The organism is Pseudomonas sp. FP1762, assembly GCF_030687105.1.
GTDB lineage: Bacteria > Pseudomonadota > Gammaproteobacteria > Pseudomonadales > Pseudomonadaceae > Aquipseudomonas > Aquipseudomonas siliginis.
The window spans coordinates 15,283-34,764 of the sequence record NZ_CP117458.1 but is presented as its reverse complement, the minus strand read 5'-3'; the positions used below and the strand labels follow the sequence as shown (position 1 = coordinate 34,764).

Below are 19,482 nucleotides of genomic sequence, written 5' to 3'. Positions count from 1 at the left end.
ACGGTGAGTCTTGGGCTTATAGAGTGCTGAACAGCGGGAAAGTCCCCAACAGCAGTGCAGCAATCAGAATGCAGATACACACCAGGATCGCCCATTTCAGGGTGAAACGCTGGTGATCACCGAAATCGATGCCGGCCAGCGCCACCAACAGATAGGTCGACGGCACCAACGGGCTCAGCAAGTGGACGGGCTGGCCGACGATCGAGGCACGGGCCATTTCCACCGCAGTGATCCCATAGTGGCTGGCCGCTTCGGTCAGCACCGGCAATACACCGTAATAAAACGCATCGTTGGACATGAAGAAGGTGAAGGGCATGCTCACCAGCGCCGTAATCACCGCCAGGTACGGGCCGAGGAATTCCGGAATCACCGCCAACAGGCTCTTCGACATCGCATCGACCATGCCGGTGCCCGACAGGATACCGGTGAAGATACCGGCCGCAAAGATCAGCCCGACCACTGCCAGCACGCTGCCGGAATGCGCGGCGACGCGATCCTTCTGCATTTGCAGGCATGGGTAGTTGACGATCATGGCAATACTGAACGCCACCATGAACAGCACCGGCAGCGGCAACAGACCGCCGATCAGCGTGCACATCAGGCCGAAAGTCAGTGCGGCGTTGAACCAGATCAGCTTCGGACGGCGTGCGTCGGGGAATTGCGAGACGCTGATTTCACTGTGATCGATCTCGTCGCCGACCAGGTGCAGCTCGCCGAGGCGGGCACGTTCACGCTTGCCGTAGAAGTAGGCAATCACCAGGATCGCCAAGACACCGGCGGCCATGGCCGGGATCATCGGTACGAAAATGTCCGACGGATCGACATGCAGGGCACTCGCCGCGCGGGCGGTCGGGCCGCCCCACGGGGTCATGTTCATCACGCCACCGGCGAGGATGATCAGACCGGCCATGATTCGCGGGCTCATGCCGATGCGGCTGTACAGCGGCAGCATCGCGGCCACGCAGATCATGTAAGTGGTCGCGCCGTCACCATCGAGGGAAACGACGAGCGCCAGAACGGCGGTACCGACCGAAACTTTCAACGGGTCGCCCTTGACCAGTTTGAGGATCTTGCGCACGGCCGGGTCGAACAGACCGGAGTCGATCATCAGGGCGAAATACAGAATGGCGAACATCAACATCACGCCGGTCGGCGCCAGTTTGGTGATGCCTTCAAGCATCATCGGGCCGATCTTCGGCGCGAAACCACCGAACAGGGCGAACAGGATCGGGATGATGATCAGGGCGATCAGCGCGGACAGGCGCTTGGTCATGATCAGGAACATGAACGTGATGACCATGGCGAAGCCAAGGAAAGTCAGCATGGGAATACTCCAGGCGTAGCGCGGCTAGTTGAATGAGCGGATCGGGCGGGATCAGCGCAGAACGGGAGGCGCGAGGCGTACGGGCGGAGTGACCAGCAGGAAGCGGGAGAAACGGCGGGTTGCAGAAGACATCAGAATCACCATTGTTGTTGTTAATTGGGCCGGGCCTGTGGAAAAAACACAGGGCTTGGGCCAACCGGTCTGTTGCCGGGAGTGGGGCGATCCTAATCGGGGAAGCTTTCAGCTACCTTTCGCGACCGAAAGCGATGAATGAATGGTCAACCGGCGGTCGGATGCAGCGACAGCCAATGAATACGGGCCGAGAAGCGATGCGAGGGAACGGACAGGCAACGCTGGCTGGCAGTCTGGACATATTCGTTATCAGTTCAGTCCAAGCACCTGGTTAAAAAATCGACAGATCCAGCGGCCGCACCGCGCCCATCCAGATCGCGTGTTCGGTGTGGTCGAGCAGGTCATCGCCAGTGTCCGGATGCAGGAACACCACCAACCCCTTGCGGTTAAGCGCCAGCCACGGCAGCACCTCGCCGATCAGCTCGGGACCGAAAGCCAGTTGGCAGCTCCAGTCGGGGTGCGGCCCCACCGGGCGTTCGTGCACGCGGCCCATTTTCAGCGCAAACAACTGCGCGGCCTGTTCGCACAAGGCCCGCGCCTGGTCGATGCTTTGCGCGTCGAAATAGACATGGGCGTGATAGCCCTTGATCCCTTGCATCGTTTCGCCTCTCAATCGGTTCGAACCCTTGGCTGTTTCCACCGTCACAGGTCATATAGGACAACTATAAGGAAAACAGCCATGAAAAATGCCGAGACCCCAGTGGTCAAAGTGGTGCTTTATGGTGCCATGGCCAGCCTGGGCGGTGCATTGATGGCTGAATTGCTGCGTCGCCAACACGAAGTCATCGCCATTCTCGACGATCTCACCGCACTCGCGCCGCGTCCGGGGTTGCGCACCAAGACCGGCGATCTGTTCGATGCCGAGCGGGTCAATCAGAGCGTCGCCGGCAGTTCGGCGGTGATCTGCCTGCTCGATGCTCCGGGGTTGCCGTTCAACAGCGATCATGTCGAACGCTCGGTAACGCTGGGGCCGGTCGAACAGGTACTGGCAGTCGACGCGCTGGTCGAAGGTTTGCAACTGGCCAGCGTGGCGCGCCTGTTTCTGGTCGGCAACTTCGGTGTGCTCGACGAGCCTGAAAATGACGAGCGTCTGCAGCGTCACGCTGCCGAAGAAATCCTCGAGGCGGTACAAAGCAGCTCTCTGCGCTGGACCTTGGTCAATGCGCCCCATGGCGTGGCCGGATTGACCATCGAGCACTTCAGTCAGGTCGGCGGCAATCTCGAACCGGGACTGGCCGAACCGCTGGAACGCTTGAACCGTGTCGCGGTGGGGATTGCCGATGAACTGCGGTTGAACCTGCATGTGGGGCAGCATGTGAATTTTGTGGCGGCTTCTGATTCGTAAAAGATCGGACGATCTTTTGCTCTTCACACCGCAATCGAGGGCAGGGCCAGACCGTTAAGCGATTCGGCACTGCTGGCCTGTTCCGCCATTAACCAATCAACAAAATCCTGAATCAACGCACCCCGACGCTTGCGTTGCGGCAACACCACGTAATACCCCAGCCGCGACAGCGTGGTTTCCGCCAGCGGCCGGCACAGCAAACCCTGCACCAGCAAGTTATCCACAAGGTGCCGCCAGCCAATCGCCACGCCTTGTCCGCCGATCGCCGCCTGAATCAGCAAGGTGTAATTGTCGAAGCGCAATTGCCCCGGCGCTGGCGGCGTAGTCAGGCCCAACTGACGAAACAAGCCACTCCAGTCGAACCAGTTGCTGCTGTTTTCCCCACGCAGATGCAACAGCGGAAATTCCAGCAGGGCCTGCGCGGGCAATGGCAGTGAACGCTCCTTGAGCAGCAGCGGGCTGCACACCGGGAACACTTCTTCGCTGAACAGCCAGTGGCTCTCACCCTGCTTGAATCGACCATCGCCAAACAGGATCGCCACGTCGATGTCGGTGCGCAGCATGTTGTGGTTGCGCTCGCTGGTGACCAGGCTGACATCTATATGCGGATTCGCCTCATGGAAGCGATGCAGGCGCGGCATCAACCAATAAGCGGCAAAAGCGAAATCCGTGGCCACTTGCAGCACCTCATGTTGCTGTTGAGTGCTGATTGCGCTTAATCCTGCGTCGATATTCTGCAAACCGAGGCTAACTTGCTCGAAAAGCAGGGCACCAACCTCTGTCAACTCGATACCCCGGTAGATCCGGTCGAACAGGCGCGTACCGAGCTGCTCCTCCAGACGTTTTATCTGCTGGCTGATCGCCGGCTGCGTGGTGCCAAGCTCCACCGCAGCAGCGGTAAAACTGCGATGGCGGGCCGCCGCTTCAAAAGCGCGCAGCAGATCGAGGGAGAGGTCACCGAGGGCGTCATACATAAGCTGTACTTATCCTAGTCATTGTCCGGCGCGGGCTTTACCGGAACAGGCATGGAATCCATGCTCGATCGCAGCACTCTCGCATAAATATTCAACATGGAATGCCGCGATCACATGAAGCGCAAGAACATTCTTTTCATCATGGCCGATCAAATGGCCGCGCCAATGTTGCCGTTCTACGGCCCATCGCCAATAAAACTGCCGAATCTGTCCCGCCTCGCCGCCCAAGGCGTGGTGTTCGATGCTGCTTATTGCAACAGCCCGTTGTGCGCGCCGTCGCGCTTCACCCTGGTCAGCGGCCAGTTGCCGAGCAAGATCGGCGCCTACGACAACGCCGCTGATTTCCCCGCCGACATTCCGACTTACGCGCATTACCTGCGGCGTCTCGGCTACCGCACCGCGCTGTCGGGCAAGATGCATTTCTGCGGGCCGGACCAGCTGCACGGTTATGAAGAACGCCTGACCAGCGATATCTACCCGGCCGATTACGGTTGGGCGGTGAACTGGGACGAGCCGGACGTGCGGCCGAGCTGGTATCACAACATGTCTTCGGTACTGCAGGCCGGGCCGTGCGTGCGCACCAATCAGCTGGATTTCGACGAAGAGGTGGTGTTCAAGGCGCAGCAATATCTGTTCGATCACATCCGCGAGGACGGCGACCAGCCGTTCTGCCTGACTGTGTCGATGACCCACCCGCACGACCCGTACACGATTCCCAAGGCTTTCTGGGATCTGTATGACGATGCTGATATTCCGTTGCCTACAGCCTTGAATCAGAACGAACTCGATCCGCACTCGCAACGTCTGCTCAAGGTTTACGACCTGTGGGACAAGCCGCTGCCTGTGGATAAGATCCGCGATGCCCGTCGCGCCTACTTCGGCGCTTGCAGCTATATCGACGCCAATGTCGGCAAACTGCTGCAAACCCTTGAGGAAACCGGGCTGATCGATGACACCGTCATCGTCTTCTCCGGTGACCATGGCGACATGCTCGGCGAGAAAGGCCTCTGGTACAAAATGCACTGGTTCGAGATGGCTGCTCGAGTGCCGCTGCTGATCAGCGCCCCGGGACAATTCGAGGCCGGCCGGGTCAGCGCCGCCGTTTCCACCGCCGACCTGCTGCCGACCTTCGTGGATCTGGCCGGTGGCACGCTTGAGCCGGGCCTGCCACTGGACGGCCGTTCCTTGCTGCCGCACCTGCAAGGGCAGGGCGGGCATGACGAGGTGTTCGGCGAATACATGGCCGAAGGCACTGTCAGCCCGCTGATGATGATTCGCCGGGGCGCCTACAAATTTATCTACAGCGAAAGCGACCCGTGCCTACTCTTCGATGTGGATAACGATCCGCGCGAAGAAGAAGAGCTGAGCCAATCGCCGCAACATCGTCCGCTGTTCGAAGACTTTCTCGCCGAAGCGCGGGCCAAGTGGGACATTCCGGCGATCCATCGGGACGTACTGGCCAGCCAGCGCCGACGCCGTTTCGTCGCCGATGCGTTAACCATCGGCAAGTTGAAGAGCTGGGATCACCAGCCGCTGGTCGATGCCAGTCAGCAGTACATGCGCAACCACATCGACCTTGATGATCTGGAGCGCAAGGCCCGTTATCCACAACCCTGCCAAAACCAATAACGTTAAGGGGAAGTCCATGCGCAAGTTATCCACAGCTGTCACAGTTGGCCTGATCGCATTGAGCAGCGCCTCGGCCTTCGCCGAGCAAAGTTGCGAAACCGTGAAGATGGCCGATCCGGGCTGGAGCGACATCGCCGCAACCAATGCCATCACCGGGTTTCTGCTGGACGGCATGGGCTATAAGGCCAAAGTCGACACCCTTGCGGTGCCGATCACCTTCGGCGGCTTGAAGGATGGCCAGGTTGACGTGTTTCTCGGCAACTGGATGCCGGCGCAGCAGGGCTTCTATGACAAGTTCGTCGCCACCGGCGATGTGACGCAATTGGCGAAAAACCTAGAAGGCACCGAATTCACCCTCGCCGTCCCCGATTATGTCTGGGAGGCAGGCGTGCATGATTTTGCCGACCTGAACAAATTCGCCGACAAGTTCGACAAGAAGATCTACGGCATCGGCTCAGGCGCGCCGGCGAACATTTCGCTGCAGGAGATCATCAAGAAGAACGACTTCAACATGGGCCAGTGGAAGCTGATCGAGTCCAGCGAACAGGCGATGCTCGCCGAAGTGTCGCGGGCGGTGAAGAAACAGAAATTCGTCACCTTCCTCGGCTGGACCCCGCACCCGATGAACGTGCAGCTGAAAATGCGTTACCTCAAGGGCGGCGAAAAATACTTCGGCGACACTGGCAACGTTTTCACCCTGACCCGCAAGGGCTACGCCGAGGCCTGCCCGAATGTGGGCAAGTTGCTGACCAATCTGGCGTTCACCCAGGACATGGAGAACAGCATCATGGCTGAGGTGGTGAACAAGAAGGTCAGCAATGCCGAAGCGGCGAAGGCGTGGATCAAGGCCAATCCGGCGGTGCTGGACAAGTGGCTGGACGGGGTGAAGACCGTGGATGGCAAGGATGCGTTGGTGGCGGTGAAGGCCAAGCTTTGATCTCAGGGTTGCTGGAATAGCGTTCGGCTGGAGATTTTTTCCCCCTCACCCCAGCCCTCTCCCCCAAGGGGGCGAGGGGGAAAGGGAGCCGATCGCTGTTGAATCGAAACTTGCGTTCAACGCCGAAATCGCAGGTCGGTGAATCTTCAACAAACAGCTCGGTCAGTCCCCTCTCCCTCAGGGAGAGGGCTAGGGTGAGGGGCTTTTACACCTGACACCCTGATAACCTTCAACAAAACCCCAACCGCGAGGACCCATGGCCTTCCCCAGCCGCCATTCACTTTTTCCTTTCCTGAGCTGGTTACCGCGGCAAACCCGTGCCAGCATCGGACGGGACCTGATCGTCGGCCTCAGCGGTGCGATTCTCGCCTTACCCCAGTCGATTGCCTACGCGCTGATTGCCGGGCTGCCACCGGAATACGGCCTGTATGCGGCGATCATCCCGGTGTTGATCGCCTGCCTGTGGGGGTCGTCATGGCATCTGATCTGCGGCCCGACGGCGGCGATTTCGATTGTCCTGTACGCCAGCGTCAGCCCGCTCGCGGTGCCGGCTTCCGAGGACTACATCACTCTGATCCTGCTGCTGACGTTCCTTGCCGGGATTTTCCAATGGTTGCTCGGCTTGCTGCGCTTTGGCGCACTGGTGAATTTCGTTTCGCATTCGGTGGTACTCGGCTTCACCCTCGGCGCCGCCGTGGTGATCGCCATCGGGCAATTGCCCAATCTGCTCGGGCTGGAATTGCCGGCCAACACCACAGCGCTCGCCAGCCTGATGGACCTGTTGCGGCATCTGGGGGCTGTGGATAAGCCCTCGCTGATGCTCGGCGTCGCCACGGTAATCGTCGGCGTGGCCCTGAAAAAACTTCTGCCGCGCTGGCCGACGCTGTTGCTCACGCTGGTGCTGGCCAGTCTGCTGGTGTGGATCTGGCCAGCGATGTTCGGCCATGTGCATCTGGTCAGCGCTTTCGTCGGACGCTTGCCGCCGTTCAGTACGCTGCCGCTGGATCTGGAGGTTATCCTGCGCCTGCTGCCAAGCGCGGTGGCAGTGGGCATGCTCGGGCTGGTCACCAGCCTGTCGATTGCCCGCTCGATTTCGGCGCGCTCGCAACAGTTGCTCGACGCCAATCAGGAAGTCCGCGCACAGGGTTTGTCGAACATCGTCGGCGCGTTCTTTTCCGGGTCGCTGTCCGCCGGATCGTTTACCCGCTCGGGATTGAGTTACCAGGCGGGTGCCTGCTCGCCGCTGGCCGGGGTGTTTTCGGCGCTCTGGGTGGCGCTGTTCGCGGTGTTCGGCGCAGGGCTGATCGCGCACATCCCGATCCCGGCCATGGCCGGCAGCATCCTGTTGATTGCCTGGGGTCTGGTCGACCACCGGGGCATTCGCGCCTTGCTGCGGGTCAGCCGCGCCGAGTTCGTGGTGATGGCCCTGACCTGTCTCGCGACCTTGCTGCTGGAATTGCAGACGGCGATTTACGCCGGGGTGCTGGCGTCGCTGTTTTTCTACCTCAAGCGCACCTCACAACCACGGGTACAGCATTGGCGCGACGGTGACGACGATGTGTTGCGCGTGGGTGGTTCGATCTTCTTCGGCGCCAGCCATTACCTGCAAGTGCGCCTGCAACGCCTGCATGGCGCACGGGTGGTGATCGAGGCGCAGCAGATCAACTTCATCGATTATTCGGGGGTGGAGATGCTGCATCAGGAAGCGCGACGCCTGCTGGGCCAGGGTCGCAGCCTGACCTTGCGCCGGGCGCGGTCGCCGGTGGTGGAGGAGTTGAGGAAGCTGGAGGGGGCGGAGAAGTGCCCAATCAGGTTTGAGGATTGATCTGATATCGCGGTGGTGATGCGATTCGCGAGCAGGCTCGCTCCCACATTGATCGTATTTCAATGTGGGAGCAAAGCTTAAAGGGCCAGTTGGCGGCGCAGCTCGGCGAGTACCGGCGCGGTATCCGGGCGTACGCCACGCCACAGCCAGAACGCCTCGGCTGCCTGTTCGGCGAGCATGCCCAGACCATCCATCGCCCGCGCCGCGCCGTGCTCAGTGGCCCAGCGGCAGAACGCGGTCGGTTCCTTGCCGTACATCATGTCGTAGCACAGCGTCTGGCCTGGCTCGATCAGGCTTGGCGCAATCGGCGGCACGTCACCGGTCAGGCTGGCGGAGGTGGCGTTGATGATCACGTCCACCGGTTCGCGCAGCCAGTCGAAACCACTGGCCGACACCGGCCCGAGGTCGCAGAACAACTCGGCCAGCAGTTCAGCCTTGTCCACGGTGCGATTGGCGATGATCACCGAGGCCGGCTTCTCCGCCAGCAATGGCTCCAGCGCACCGCGCACCGCGCCGCCAGCGCCGAGCAAAAGGATGCGCTTACCGGTCAGGCTGAACCCGGCATTCACCGTCAGATCGCGGACCAGGCCGGCGCCATCGGTGTTGTCGCCGAGCAGTGAGCCATCGTCCAGTTTGCTCAAGGTGTTCACCGCACCGGCGCGCTGCGCGCGGGCGGTCAGGCTGTTGGCCAGACGGTAGGCGTCTTCCTTGAACGGCACCGTCACATTGGCGCCGCGCCCTTCGCGAAAGAACGCCTTGGCGCAGCCGACAAAATCATCCAGCGGCGCCAGCAGCGTGCTGTAGTCGAGGCGCTGGCCGGTCTGTTCGGCGAACAACTGGTGAATCATCGGCGACTTGCTGTGGCCGATCGGATTACCGAAAACGACGTAACGATCCATCACCCGTCCTCAGGCCTCGGCCAGCCAGTCGCGATCCTGCAGGAAGTAATCGGTCAGGCGCGCTTCTGCGCTGCCCGGCTCGGCCTTCCAGTCATAGCCCCAGCGCACTTGCGGTGGCAGCGACATCAGAATCGATTCAGTGCGGCCACCCGATTGCAGACCGAACAGCGTGCCACGGTCGTAAACCAGGTTGAATTCGACGTAGCGGCCTCGGCGGAATTCCTGGAATTCGCGCTGCTGGGCAGTGAAGGCGTCGTTCTTGCGCCGTTGCACGATCGGCAGGTAGGCCTCGATATAGGCATCGCCGATGGCGCGCATGAAGGCGAAACTGGTGTCGAAATCCCACTCGTTCAGATCGTCGAAGAACAGACCGCCAATGCCACGTGGCTCATGACGATGCTTGATATGGAAATAGGTGTCGCACCAGGCCTTGTAACGCGGATAGACGTCCGCACCGAACGGCGCACAGGCTTGCTCGGCGACGCGGTGCCAATGAATGCAATCTTCCTCAACGCCGTAATACGGGGTCAGGTCGAAACCGCCGCCAAACCACCAGACCGGTTCTTCGCCTTCTTTTTCAGCAATGAAAAAACGCACGTTGGCGTGGGAGGTCGGCACATGCGGATTGTGCGGGTGGATCACCAGCGACACGCCGAGCGCCTCGAAACCACGCCCGGCCAGTTCCGGCCGATGGGCGCTGGCCGAGGGCGGCAGGCCGCTGCCGAATACGTGGGAAAAATTGACGCCGCCCTTTTCGATCAGCGTACCGTTTTCCAGCACGCGGGTGCGCCCGCCACCGCCCGCCGGCCGGGTCCAGGCGTCTTCGACGAAGCATTTGCCGCCGTCTTCGGTTTCCAGTGCAGCGCAGATGCGGTCTTGCAGATCGAGCAGATAGGCCTTTACGGCGTCGGTGCGGGTCGTCATGGCTTCACCTTGAATCGGGCGGCGCCCCGGCAGGCGGGCGGCGCAAATGGGCGCGTAGCATACCATCGCAGACCGGCGCGCCGCAGTTGACGAAGATCAAGCAGGGGAGTTGGATAGAGGGCTTAGCAACGACCCAAGGAGAGCAGGCAGATGGCAAAGCGTATCCAGTTCCGCGCCCACGGCGGTCCCGAAGTGCTCGAACATGTTGACTACGAACCCGCTGCGCCCGGGCCGAATCAGGTGCGCGTGGCCAACCAGGCGATCGGCCTGAACTTCATCGACACCTATTACCGCAGCGGCCTCTATGCACCGCCCGCGTTGCCGTCCGGCCTGGGTTCGGAAGGCGCCGGCACGGTCGATGCGGTGGGCAGCGAAGTCACCCGTTTCAAGGTCGGCGATCGCGTGGCATACGGCAGCGGCCCGCTCGGCGCCTATAGCCAGCTGCATGTTCTGCCGCAGGACAATCTGGTGCATCTGCCCGATGAAATCAGTTTCGAAACTGCCGCCGGGGTCATGCTCAAGGGTCTGACCGTGCAATACCTGCTGCGCCAGACCTACCAACTGCAGGGCGGCGAAACCATTCTGTTCCACGCCGCAGCCGGTGGCGTCGGCTCTCTGGCCTGCCAATGGGCCAAAGCGCTGGGCGTGAAGCTGATCGGCACCGTCAGCTCGAAGGAGAAAGCCGAACTGGCCAAGGCCAACGGCGCCTGGGCCACCATCGACTACAGCCATGAAAACGTTGCCGAGCGCGTGCTGGCGCTGACTGACGGCAAGAAAGTCCCGGTGGTGTATGACGGCGTCGGCAAGGACACCTGGCTCACGTCCCTGGACAGCGTGGCACCACGTGGCCTTGTAGTGAGTTTCGGCAATGCTTCGGGCGCAGTCGACGGCGTCAACCTGGGCATTCTTGCCGCGAAGGGCTCGTTGTACGTCACCCGGCCTACGCTGGCGACCTACGCCAACAACGCCGAGAACCTGCAGCGCATGGCCGACGAGCTGTTCGAGATGATCATCAGCGGCAAGCTGAAGGTCGACATCAGCCAGCGCCATGCATTGGCCGATGCGGCAAAAGCACAAACCGAACTGTCGGCACGGCGCACTACCGGTTCCACGATTCTGTTGCCATAACGCTTCAAGTTGACACTCGGTGAACTCTTCCATGAGTTCGCCGAGTATCTTTCAGCTATATCAAGTACATCTTCCGGTGAAGTTTCTTCGCCGCTGGCCTACGACCGGAAAACTTCCTGCGTAACTTCTTCGACTCGTATACAAGCCATTTCTCTGCCCACTCTTCGATTATTGGCGGATCAATACTGACGGTTGTGAACATCACGATACTCCGGCTGATGCACGTTCATGTTCACTGGCTGATCCAGGGCCATCAGGATTTGCCGCCATTCGGCGGACAACAGCCAATAATCGCCCCGGGCACGCTGCTCGATGTGCATGGCGTGCGAAGCGATCGGTGTCAGGCCGAAGCGCTGAAACAGTTGCCGCTGTGGCGATCTGCACAAGGCCGTCACCCCCTGATATCCGCGATCGATCGCCCATTCGGCGGCGGTGGCGAGCAGGCCATTGATCGACACCGGCCGGTGCTGCTGGGAATGGGTAATCAAGCGACTGAATTCGACATGCCGCGCCAATGCCACAGTGGGAGACACATGATGCTGCGCCAGTGAGGCCCATTCGAACGGCGCCGGGGTTGCCCGCAGCACTGCAATGAGTTGATCTCGCTGGTAGAGCAGGAAGTGCGTACTGCGCGACGTGATCGCCAAGCGGGTTTCCAGCGCCCGGGCTCTGGAGGTGAGCATGTAATGCTGCAATCGCAGGCGAAACTGTCGATTGATGAAGCGTTCAAATTCCCCGGCATCCGATCCTGCCTCAAGAATGGCCACACGATAGTCGGCCTGTTGATTCTTGAGTGTCTCCTGAAAGCCCTGCAGATAATCCTTGAGGTGTAAATCCGTAATATCCATTACTTCTCCGCAGCCATTAATATTTCGAAGTTGCTTCAAGCACATTGAAAGAATGGATGCTTTTGGAAATCTCGCCACTGCACGCGCTCTGATAATCACGTGGGAAAACTTACAGATATTTCAGACTCAAAGATTCGTCTGACGCATGCAAGAACAATGGCAACGGATAAGTTTTGAACGAATGCAGGAATAAACTGCGGGCATGCGCAGAACTCCTCGTCATAGCGCCGAGGAGTCCGCAAAAAATAAAAAGAATGGCGTCAGTCAGGACGAACGACGTTACCGGTGGCCAGGTCGCGGATCACACTGGGGTTCTTGCGCCCGCCAAGGCTGCCGCCGAGCACCAGATCGACCTGCCCACGGAAATACTGCTCGATGCGCAAACGCGTGCGCGCCGGCGGTCGCCCCTGTGGATTGGCTGATGTCGAGATCAGCGGCCCGACCAGCGAGCACAAGTCGCGCACCTGCGGGTGATCGCTGACTCGCAGCGCTACGGTGTCATGCACGCCTGTGACCCACTCCGGCAACAGGTTCTGGTGCGGCACCAGCCAGGTGTTCGGCCCAGGCCAGGTGCTGGCCATGCGGTCGATCCAGTCCTGCGGGAAGTCCTCGAAGAGGAAATCGAACTGGCGGATATTGTCGGCGACCAGGATCAGCCCTTTGCTCACCGAGCGATTCTTGATCGCCAGCAAGCGGTCCACTGCGTCTTCGTTCCACGGGTCGCAACCCAGCCCCCAGACGGCTTCGGTTGGATAGGCAATCACCGCGCCGGCGCGAACTTCACGCGCGGCTTGTTGCACACGCCAACTGTTGACCATGAAAAAACTCTCCACAAACAGGTTTCGCGCAGTTTACCGATCTTCATCGTAAAACCTAGCTCGACCGCGCCAGCCAGCGACCGTTTTCGCATACCGCACGGCCTTCGATTTCCAGCTCGGTCAACGTTGCCAGCACTTTCGGCAACGCCCAGCCACAGCTCGCGGCCAACGCCTCGCTGGTGTGCGGCGCGGCGTGAAGCAGCGCCAGCAACGGGTGATCGGCCTGCGGCGGCGCTGTGGATAACAACGGTTGCTGCCAGCCGCGCAGCGCTTCGAGGATATGTTCGATAGTCTCCACCAACACCGCCCCGTCGCGAATCAACTGGTGACAACCGCGCGCGCCGGGGTGATGGATAGAGCCTGGAATGGCATAAACCTCGCGCCCTTGCTCTGCCGCCAGCCGCGCGGTAATCAACGAACCGCTGGCAACACTGGCCTCGACCACCAGCACGCCAAGGGATAACCCGCTGATGATGCGATTGCGCCGGGGGAAGTTGCTCGCGGTTGGCCCGGCGTCCAGCGGAAACTCCGAGAGCACCGCGCTGCCCGACGCAATCATCGCCTCAGCCAGGCGTTTATTGCGCTGTGGATAAAAATTTTCCAGGCCGGTGCCAAGCACCCCCACGGTCAAGCCGCCAACGTCCAGAGCAGCCTGATGGGCAGCGGCATCGATGCCCAGCGCCAGACCACTGGTGATGACAAAACCGGCCCCGGCCAGACTGCGAGAAAACGCCGCCGCCGTGTCCATGCCCGGGCGCGAAGCGCGGCGGCTGCCGACCATCGCCAGCTGCGGCTTCTCCAGAATCGACGGATCGCCGGCGACGAATAACAGTGGCGGCGGGTCAGGAATCTGCGCCAGCAACGCTGGATAGTCCGCCTGGTCCCACATCAGCAAATGTTGACCGGGGCGCTCTAGCCAGCGCATTGCGTGGCTGGCGCCGTCGCGCACCGTCGGACAACGCCGTGCCTCGGCGCACGCCGCCGGCAATCCCAGCGAGCGCCAGGCACTGGCCGGCGCGCTGAGGGCTTTGGACGCCGAGCCGAAGGCTTCGAGCAGTTTGGCAAAACGCTTGGGGCCGATATCCGGCATGCGGTGCAGGCGCAGACGCGCCTCCAGTTCCGCCGGGGAAATGGCTGTACTGACAGACAACATGAATGGATCATCCTTGATCGTTCGATGCTCCGAACCATTCGGAACAAGCTGTGGATAACTCTGTTGGTAACTTGTTAAGCAAGCTTACGGATTTCGCACCTTGTCGAGCACCGCCAGCGAGCGTGAAGCATTGAGGACCAGGCCGTAACTGAGTTTGTCGTAGGTGCGGAACACCATCAGCAGGCCGGCTCGTTCATCGGGAATTTTCAGCGGTTGGCCGGTAATCCGGTCGCGCACCGTTTCGCCGGTTTTCATCACCGCCAGGACATTGCCTTCGGCCAGACCGTCACGTTTGCCTTTGTTCAGGGTAACCACGTCCATCACACCGATCTGCGTGACGCCGCGTGGCACGTCGATGATCAGGCCGTCGATGGAACGCTTCGGCGCGCTGGGCATGAACGTTGAATTGATCGAACGTTCTTCACCGCCGAACAAGCGGTCACCGAGGCGCACTTCCTGGGTGGTGCGTTGCAAGGCGAGAGTGGCGACGTCGCCTTCGGTGGCAACAACCTCGCCGCCGCCGATATCGTCGGCGTTGATGCCGAGGAATTCCTTGGTCTGCGGGTCAGTGTAGACCTTGCCCTGGCGGAAGATGCCGTACACCGGTTGCTCCGGATCGAAATGGCCACGGGCGAAGATGCGGTCACCGGTACCGCTGAGCACCCGTTCGGCATCGCCGGCGACGATGTACGGCGCCTTGTCGAAGTCTTCGGCCTTGTCGACGATGCGATTGCTCAGCAGAAAACTGTTGATCGATTTCAGCGGAATGCTCGGAATCGCCTCGGCCACCGGGCTGGTGCGAATCCGTGGCGAGAGCTTGATGGTGCCGCGCGACTCGCCACGCTGGACGGTCAACTGCGGTTGGCCGTTGACGTAGCTGAGTGTCAGCGTGTCGCCGGGATAGATCAGGTTGGGGTTTTCGATCTGCGGGTTGGCCCGCCACAGTTGTGGCCACTGCCACGGCTCGCGCAGGTATTTGCCGGAAATGTCCCAGAGCGTGTCCCCGGAAACCACCGTGTATTGCTGTGGAAAACCATCCCTGAGTTGCACTTGCCCTTGCGCGGCGCCGGCCGAAGCCAGAAGCAGCAGGGCGAGTAGTGTTTTCCTCATGCAGTGAATCCCTTTATCATGTGCATTCGCGTGAATCGTCAGAGCCCCCGTGGCTCGCTTCTGTTTTTCAGAAGCTACGCTTCACAACGGTAGCCTGCATCTTCGGACCCGCCAGGCCATCGACCCGACTTTACTCAACGTGTGCAGCAATCGAAGCCTATGGCCATTTTAAACATCCTCGAATTTCCGGACCCGCGTCTGCGCACTATCGCCAAACCAGTGGCTGTAGTGGACGACGAAGTGCGTCAGTTGGTCGACGACATGTTTGAAACAATGTATGAAGCGCCGGGCATCGGCCTCGCCGCGACCCAGGTCAACGTGCACAAACGTATCGTCGTGATGGACCTGTCCGAAGACCGCACCGAGCCACGGGTGTTCATCAACCCCGAGTTCGAATCGCTGACCGACGAGATGGACCAGTACCAGGAAGGCTGCCTCTCGGTACCGGGTTTCTACGAAAACGTCGACCGCCCGCAGAAGGTCAAAATCAAGGCGCTGGACCGCGACGGCAAGCCCTATGAGCTGATCGCCGAAGGCCTGCTCGCGGTGTGCATCCAGCACGAATGCGACCACCTCAACGGCAAATTGTTCGTCGATTACCTGTCCACGCTCAAACGCGACCGGATCAAGAAGAAGCTGGAAAAGCTGCACCGCCAGAACGCTTGATGCCCCTCTTCAAAGGCTTGCTGCGGCAAGCCTTTTTCTTTTTATGAGACGCCTTTCATGACTGAGCCACTGCGCATTGTTTTTGCCGGTACCCCGGAATTCGCCGCTGAACACCTCAAGGCCCTGCTGAGCAGCCCGTACGAGATCGTTGCGGTCTACACCCAGCCGGATCGCCCGGCCGGACGTGGGCAAAAACTGATGCCAAGCCCGGTCAAACAACTCGCCCTGGAAAATAATATCCAGGTGTTGCAGCCGCCGACGTTGCGCAATGCCGAGGCCCAGGCGGAGCTGGCCGCGCTGAAGCCGGATCTGATGGTGGTGGTCGCCTACGGTTTGATCCTGCCGCAAGCGGTGCTGGATATTCCGCGTCTGGGTTGCATCAACAGTCATGCATCGTTGCTGCCACGCTGGCGTGGTGCGGCGCCGATCCAGCGCGCGGTCGAACACGGCGATGCCGAAAGCGGTGTGACCGTGATGCGCATGGAAGCCGGGCTGGATACCGGGCCGATGCTGCTCAAGGTCGTCACGCCGATCAGCGCTGAAGATACCGGCGGCCGCCTGCATGATCGCCTCGCCGAGATGGGGCCGCCCGCCGTTGTGCAGGCGATTGCCGGTCTGGCTGCCGGCACCCTGCAAGGTGAGGTGCAGAACGACGAACTCGCCACTTACGCGCACAAACTGAACAAAGACGAAGCACGCATCGACTGGAGCCGTCCGGCGGTGGAGCTGGAACGTCTGGTCCGCGCCTTCAATCCATGGCCGATCACCCACAGCACACTCAATGGCGAAGCGTTGAAAGTGCTGGCCGCGACCGTGGCCGAAGGCACTGGCGCCCCAGGTGAAATCCTCAGCGCCAGCAAGGACGGCCTGATTGTCGCCTGCGGTGCACAAGCGCTGTGCCTGACCCGCCTGCAATTGCCTGGCGGCAAGGCGCTGAACTTCAGCGACCTGTTCAACAGCCGCCGCGAGAAATTCGCCGTCGGCAGCGTCCTCGGCGCAGCGGTGGATGCGCAATGAACCCGCGTCTGGCCGCCGCCAAGGCACTCGCTGCCGTACTCAGCGGCAAGGCTTCGCTGAACAGCTCCCTGCCGACGCAACTGGACAAGGTCGAGGATCGCGATCGCGGTTTCACTCAGGATCTGGCCTTCGGCACTGCACGCTGGCAGCCACGCCTGTCGGCACTGGCGGAAAAACTCCTGCAGAAGCCGTTCAAAGCCGCCGACGCCGATGTCGAGGCGTTGCTGCTGGTCGGTCTGTATCAACTGCTCTACACCCGCGTACCGGCCCATGCCGCGATCGGCGAAACCGTCGGCTGCGCAGACAAGCTGAAAAAGCCCTGGGCCAAAGGTCTGCTCAACGCCGTGCTGCGCAATGCCCAGCGCGAAAGCGAGACGATCTTCGCCGAACTGGAACGCGACCCGGTGGTGCGCACAGCTCACCCGCGCTGGCTGCAAAAATCCCTGAAGGCATTTTGGCCCGAGCAGTGGGAAGCGATCTGCGCAGCGAACAACGCGCATCCGCCAATGATCCTGCGGGTCAACCGTCGTCATCACGGCCGCGATGCTTATCTCGCGCTGCTGGGCGAAACCGGGATCGCCGCGACACCGTGCGTTTACAGCCGCGACGGCATCGTCCTCGAAGCTGCTGCCGACGTGCGCAGCCTGCCGGGTTTCGCCGAAGGCTGGATCAGCGTGCAGGATGAAGCCGCGCAACTGGCCGCCGACCTGCTCGATCTGGCCCCGGGCCAGCGCGTACTCGACGCCTGCTGCGCCCCTGGCGGCAAGACCTGCCACATCCTCGAAGCCGAACCAGCGCTCGCTGGCGTGGTAGCGGTGGATCTGGAAGCCAAGCGTCTGGTGCGCGTAAAGGAAAACCTCGAGCGCCTCGGCCTCGACGCTGAACTGATCGCTGCCGACGGTCGCGATATCGACAAATGGTGGGACGGCAAACCGTTCCAGCGCATCCTCCTCGACGCGCCATGCTCGGCCACCGGGGTGATCCGCCGCCATCCGGACATCAAGCTGACCCGCCAGCCGGACGACATCGTCGCCCTCGCGCAACTGCAAGGCGAACTGCTCGACGCCATGTGGAAAACTCTCGAAGTCGGCGGCATCCTGCTCTACGCCACCTGCTCGACGCTGCCGACCGAGAACACCGAAGTCATCGCCGCGTTCCTCGAGCGCACCCCCGGTGCCCGTGAACTGGATCTGGCCACAGCGGCCGGCATCAAGCAGCCCCATGGTCGCCAGTTGCTGGCCCAGCAGGGCGGGCATGACGGGTTTTACTACGCCAAGCTGATCAAGATCGCCGCCGCGCGCGGCTAAACGGATTCATGGAGTGACTGGATGAAAATCATCATCCTCGGTGCGGGACAGGTCGGCGGTTCGCTGGCCGAACATCTGGCCAGCGAGGCCAACGACATCACTGTGGTCGACACCGATGGCGAGCGCCTGCGCGACCTCGGCGACCGCCTCGATATCCGCACCGTGCAGGGCCGGGGCTCGCTGCCCTCGGTGCTGCGTCAGGCCGGTGCCGACGACGCCGACATGCTGGTAGCGGTGACCAACAGCGACGAAACCAACATGGTTGCCTGCCAGGTCGCGCACACGCTGTTCCACACGCCGACCAAAATCGCCCGGGTGCGCGAAGCGTCATACCTCAATCGCGAGGAACAACTGTTCCAGAACGAAGCGATTCCGGTCGACGTGCTGATCAGCCCCGAGCAGGTCGTGACCAACTACATCAAGCGCCTGATCCAGCATCCCGGCGCCTTGCAGGTGATCGACTTCGCCGAAGGCGCGGCGCAACTGGTGGCGGTGCGCGCCTATTACGGCGGGCCGCTGGTGGGCCAGCAACTGCGCCAGTTGCGTGAGCACATGCCGAACGTCGAAACCCGCGTAGCGGCGATCTTCCGCCGTGACCGGCCGATTTTGCCGCAGGGCGACACAGTGATCGAGGCCGATGACGAGGTGTTCTTCATCGCTGCCCGTGAGGACATTCGCGCAGTGATGAGCGAAATGCGTCGCCTCGACGAAACCTACAAACGCATCGTTATCGCCGGGGGCGGGCAGATCGGCGAGCGCCTGGCCGAGGCGATCGAAAGCCGTTATCAGGTGAAGATCATCGAGATGAGCCCGGCGCGCTGCCGCTACCTCTCCGATACCCTCGACAGCACCGTGGTCTTGCAGGGCAGTGCGTCGGATCGCGATCTGCTGCTGGAAGAGAACATCGCCGACGCCGATATCTTCCTCGCCCTGACCAACGACGATGAAGCCAACATCATGTCGTCGCTGCTGGCCAAACGGCTGGGGGCGAAGAAGGTCATGACGATCATCAACAATCCGGCCTACGTCGACCTGATCCAGGGCGGCGACATTGATATCGCCATCAGCCCGCAACTGGCGACCATCGGCACCTTGCTCGCCCACGTGCGCCGAGGCGATATCGTCAGCGTGCACTCACTACGGCGCGGCGCGGCGGAAGCGATCGAGGCGATTGCCCACGGTGATGCGAAGTCCAGCAAGGTCATCGGCAAGCCGATCGAGAAGATCGGCCTGCCGCCGGGCACCACCATCGGCGCAGTGATCCGCAACGAGAACGTGATCATCGCCCACGACGACACGGTGATCGAAGCGGGTGACCATGTGATTCTGTTCCTTGTGGATAAAAAGCATATTCGCGATGTGGAAAAGCTGTTTCATGTGGGGTTGAGCTTTTTCTGACCTGAAGACAACGTTGCCCGTGATGGCCCCTTCGCGAGCAGGCTCGCT

18 protein-coding genes are annotated in these 19,482 nt (G+C 61.2%); 9 read left to right on the top strand and 9 right to left on the bottom strand.

Going from position 1 to position 19,482, the window contains the following annotated elements; genetic code table 11:
* Positions 1 to 16: 16 nt before the first annotated feature.
* A complete protein-coding gene (locus tag PSH90_RS00155; RefSeq protein ID WP_056791180.1) occupies positions 17 to 1,324 on the bottom strand; it encodes a CitMHS family transporter in 1,308 nt (435 codons plus the stop codon).
* 403 nt (positions 1,325 to 1,727) lie between these two features.
* The gene (locus PSH90_RS00150) at positions 1,728 to 2,054 is read right to left on the bottom strand and encodes a DOPA 4,5-dioxygenase family protein (protein WP_076564780.1); all 327 of its coding nucleotides are present in this window, start codon (positions 2,052 to 2,054) and stop codon (positions 1,728 to 1,730) included.
* An 81-nt stretch (positions 2,055 to 2,135) separates the two neighbouring features.
* Between PSH90_RS00150 and PSH90_RS00145 the strand changes: the two genes are divergently transcribed.
* Positions 2,136 to 2,801: an NAD(P)-dependent oxidoreductase gene (locus tag PSH90_RS00145; protein ID WP_150637286.1), complete on the top strand. Its 666-nt coding sequence runs from the start codon at positions 2,136 to 2,138 to the stop codon at positions 2,799 to 2,801.
* 23 nt (positions 2,802 to 2,824) lie between these two features.
* Here PSH90_RS00145 and PSH90_RS00140 read toward each other — a convergent pair whose 3' ends face one another.
* Entirely contained in the window at positions 2,825 to 3,775 is a 951-nt protein-coding gene (locus tag PSH90_RS00140; RefSeq protein WP_305381895.1) for a LysR family transcriptional regulator, read from the bottom strand.
* A 114-nt stretch (positions 3,776 to 3,889) separates the two neighbouring features.
* On the opposite strand from PSH90_RS00140, the gene betC reads away from it, so the two are divergent.
* From betC to PSH90_RS00125, 3 genes are all read left to right on the top strand, one after another.
* Positions 3,890 to 5,404, top strand: coding sequence for a choline-sulfatase (gene betC / locus PSH90_RS00135; RefSeq protein ID WP_305381893.1), 1,515 nt, complete (start codon positions 3,890 to 3,892; stop codon positions 5,402 to 5,404).
* A 16-nt stretch (positions 5,405 to 5,420) separates the two neighbouring features.
* Positions 5,421 to 6,341, top strand: coding sequence for a choline ABC transporter substrate-binding protein (choX, locus tag PSH90_RS00130; RefSeq protein WP_024014966.1), 921 nt, complete (start codon positions 5,421 to 5,423; stop codon positions 6,339 to 6,341).
* A 256-nt stretch (positions 6,342 to 6,597) separates the two neighbouring features.
* Positions 6,598 to 8,166 (top strand): SulP family inorganic anion transporter, encoded by a 1,569-nt coding sequence (locus PSH90_RS00125; RefSeq protein WP_305381892.1) that lies wholly within the window; start codon positions 6,598 to 6,600, stop codon positions 8,164 to 8,166.
* Positions 8,167 to 8,243: 77 nt separating this feature from the next.
* Here the strand turns inward: PSH90_RS00125 and aroE are convergent, their stop codons facing one another.
* On the bottom strand, positions 8,244 to 9,065 hold the full coding sequence (aroE, locus tag PSH90_RS00120; RefSeq protein WP_305381890.1) for a shikimate dehydrogenase: 822 nt from the start codon (positions 9,063 to 9,065) through the stop codon (positions 8,244 to 8,246).
* A gap of 9 nt (positions 9,066 to 9,074) precedes the next feature.
* The gene (gene hemF / locus PSH90_RS00115) at positions 9,075 to 9,989 is read right to left on the bottom strand and encodes an oxygen-dependent coproporphyrinogen oxidase (protein ID WP_024014963.1); all 915 of its coding nucleotides are present in this window, start codon (positions 9,987 to 9,989) and stop codon (positions 9,075 to 9,077) included.
* A gap of 150 nt (positions 9,990 to 10,139) precedes the next feature.
* Here hemF and PSH90_RS00110 point away from each other — a divergent pair, with 150 nt between their 5' ends.
* Complete coding sequence (locus PSH90_RS00110) at positions 10,140 to 11,117, top strand: quinone oxidoreductase (RefSeq protein WP_305381889.1); 978 nt, start codon at positions 10,140 to 10,142, stop codon at positions 11,115 to 11,117.
* A gap of 179 nt (positions 11,118 to 11,296) precedes the next feature.
* On the opposite strand, the gene PSH90_RS00105 is transcribed toward PSH90_RS00110, so the two are convergent.
* The 4 genes from PSH90_RS00105 to PSH90_RS00090 all read right to left on the bottom strand — a co-directional run bounded on the left by PSH90_RS00105 (position 11,297) and on the right by PSH90_RS00090 (position 15,046).
* Positions 11,297 to 11,965, bottom strand: a complete 669-nt coding sequence (locus PSH90_RS00105) for a hypothetical protein (protein ID WP_305381888.1) — start codon at positions 11,963 to 11,965, stop codon at positions 11,297 to 11,299.
* A gap of 260 nt (positions 11,966 to 12,225) precedes the next feature.
* Entirely contained in the window at positions 12,226 to 12,783 is a 558-nt protein-coding gene (locus PSH90_RS00100) for an L-threonylcarbamoyladenylate synthase (protein WP_039757175.1), read from the bottom strand.
* Between the two features lie 55 nt (positions 12,784 to 12,838).
* The gene (gene dprA / locus PSH90_RS00095; protein WP_056791151.1) at positions 12,839 to 13,936 is read right to left on the bottom strand and encodes a DNA-processing protein DprA; all 1,098 of its coding nucleotides are present in this window, start codon (positions 13,934 to 13,936) and stop codon (positions 12,839 to 12,841) included.
* Between the two features lie 84 nt (positions 13,937 to 14,020).
* Positions 14,021 to 15,046: a LysM peptidoglycan-binding domain-containing protein gene (locus PSH90_RS00090; RefSeq protein WP_150743208.1), complete on the bottom strand. Its 1,026-nt coding sequence runs from the start codon at positions 15,044 to 15,046 to the stop codon at positions 14,021 to 14,023.
* Between the two features lie 159 nt (positions 15,047 to 15,205).
* Between PSH90_RS00090 and def the strand changes: the two genes are divergently transcribed.
* The 4 genes from def to trkA are packed head-to-tail and all read left to right on the top strand — an operon-like array spanning position 15,206 to position 19,434.
* Entirely contained in the window at positions 15,206 to 15,712 is a 507-nt protein-coding gene (def, locus tag PSH90_RS00085; RefSeq protein WP_095182315.1) for a peptide deformylase, read from the top strand.
* Positions 15,713 to 15,769: 57 nt separating this feature from the next.
* Positions 15,770 to 16,729 (top strand): methionyl-tRNA formyltransferase, encoded by a 960-nt coding sequence (gene fmt / locus PSH90_RS00080; protein ID WP_305381887.1) that lies wholly within the window; start codon positions 15,770 to 15,772, stop codon positions 16,727 to 16,729.
* Positions 16,726 to 18,036, top strand: coding sequence for a 16S rRNA (cytosine(967)-C(5))-methyltransferase RsmB (gene rsmB, locus PSH90_RS00075; RefSeq protein ID WP_305381886.1), 1,311 nt, complete (start codon positions 16,726 to 16,728; stop codon positions 18,034 to 18,036). Before fmt ends, rsmB begins: the two co-directional genes overlap by 4 nt.
* 21 nt (positions 18,037 to 18,057) lie before the next feature.
* Positions 18,058 to 19,434 (top strand): Trk system potassium transporter TrkA, encoded by a 1,377-nt coding sequence (gene trkA, locus PSH90_RS00070; RefSeq protein ID WP_041476512.1) that lies wholly within the window; start codon positions 18,058 to 18,060, stop codon positions 19,432 to 19,434.
* Positions 19,435 to 19,482 lie beyond the last annotated feature (48 nt).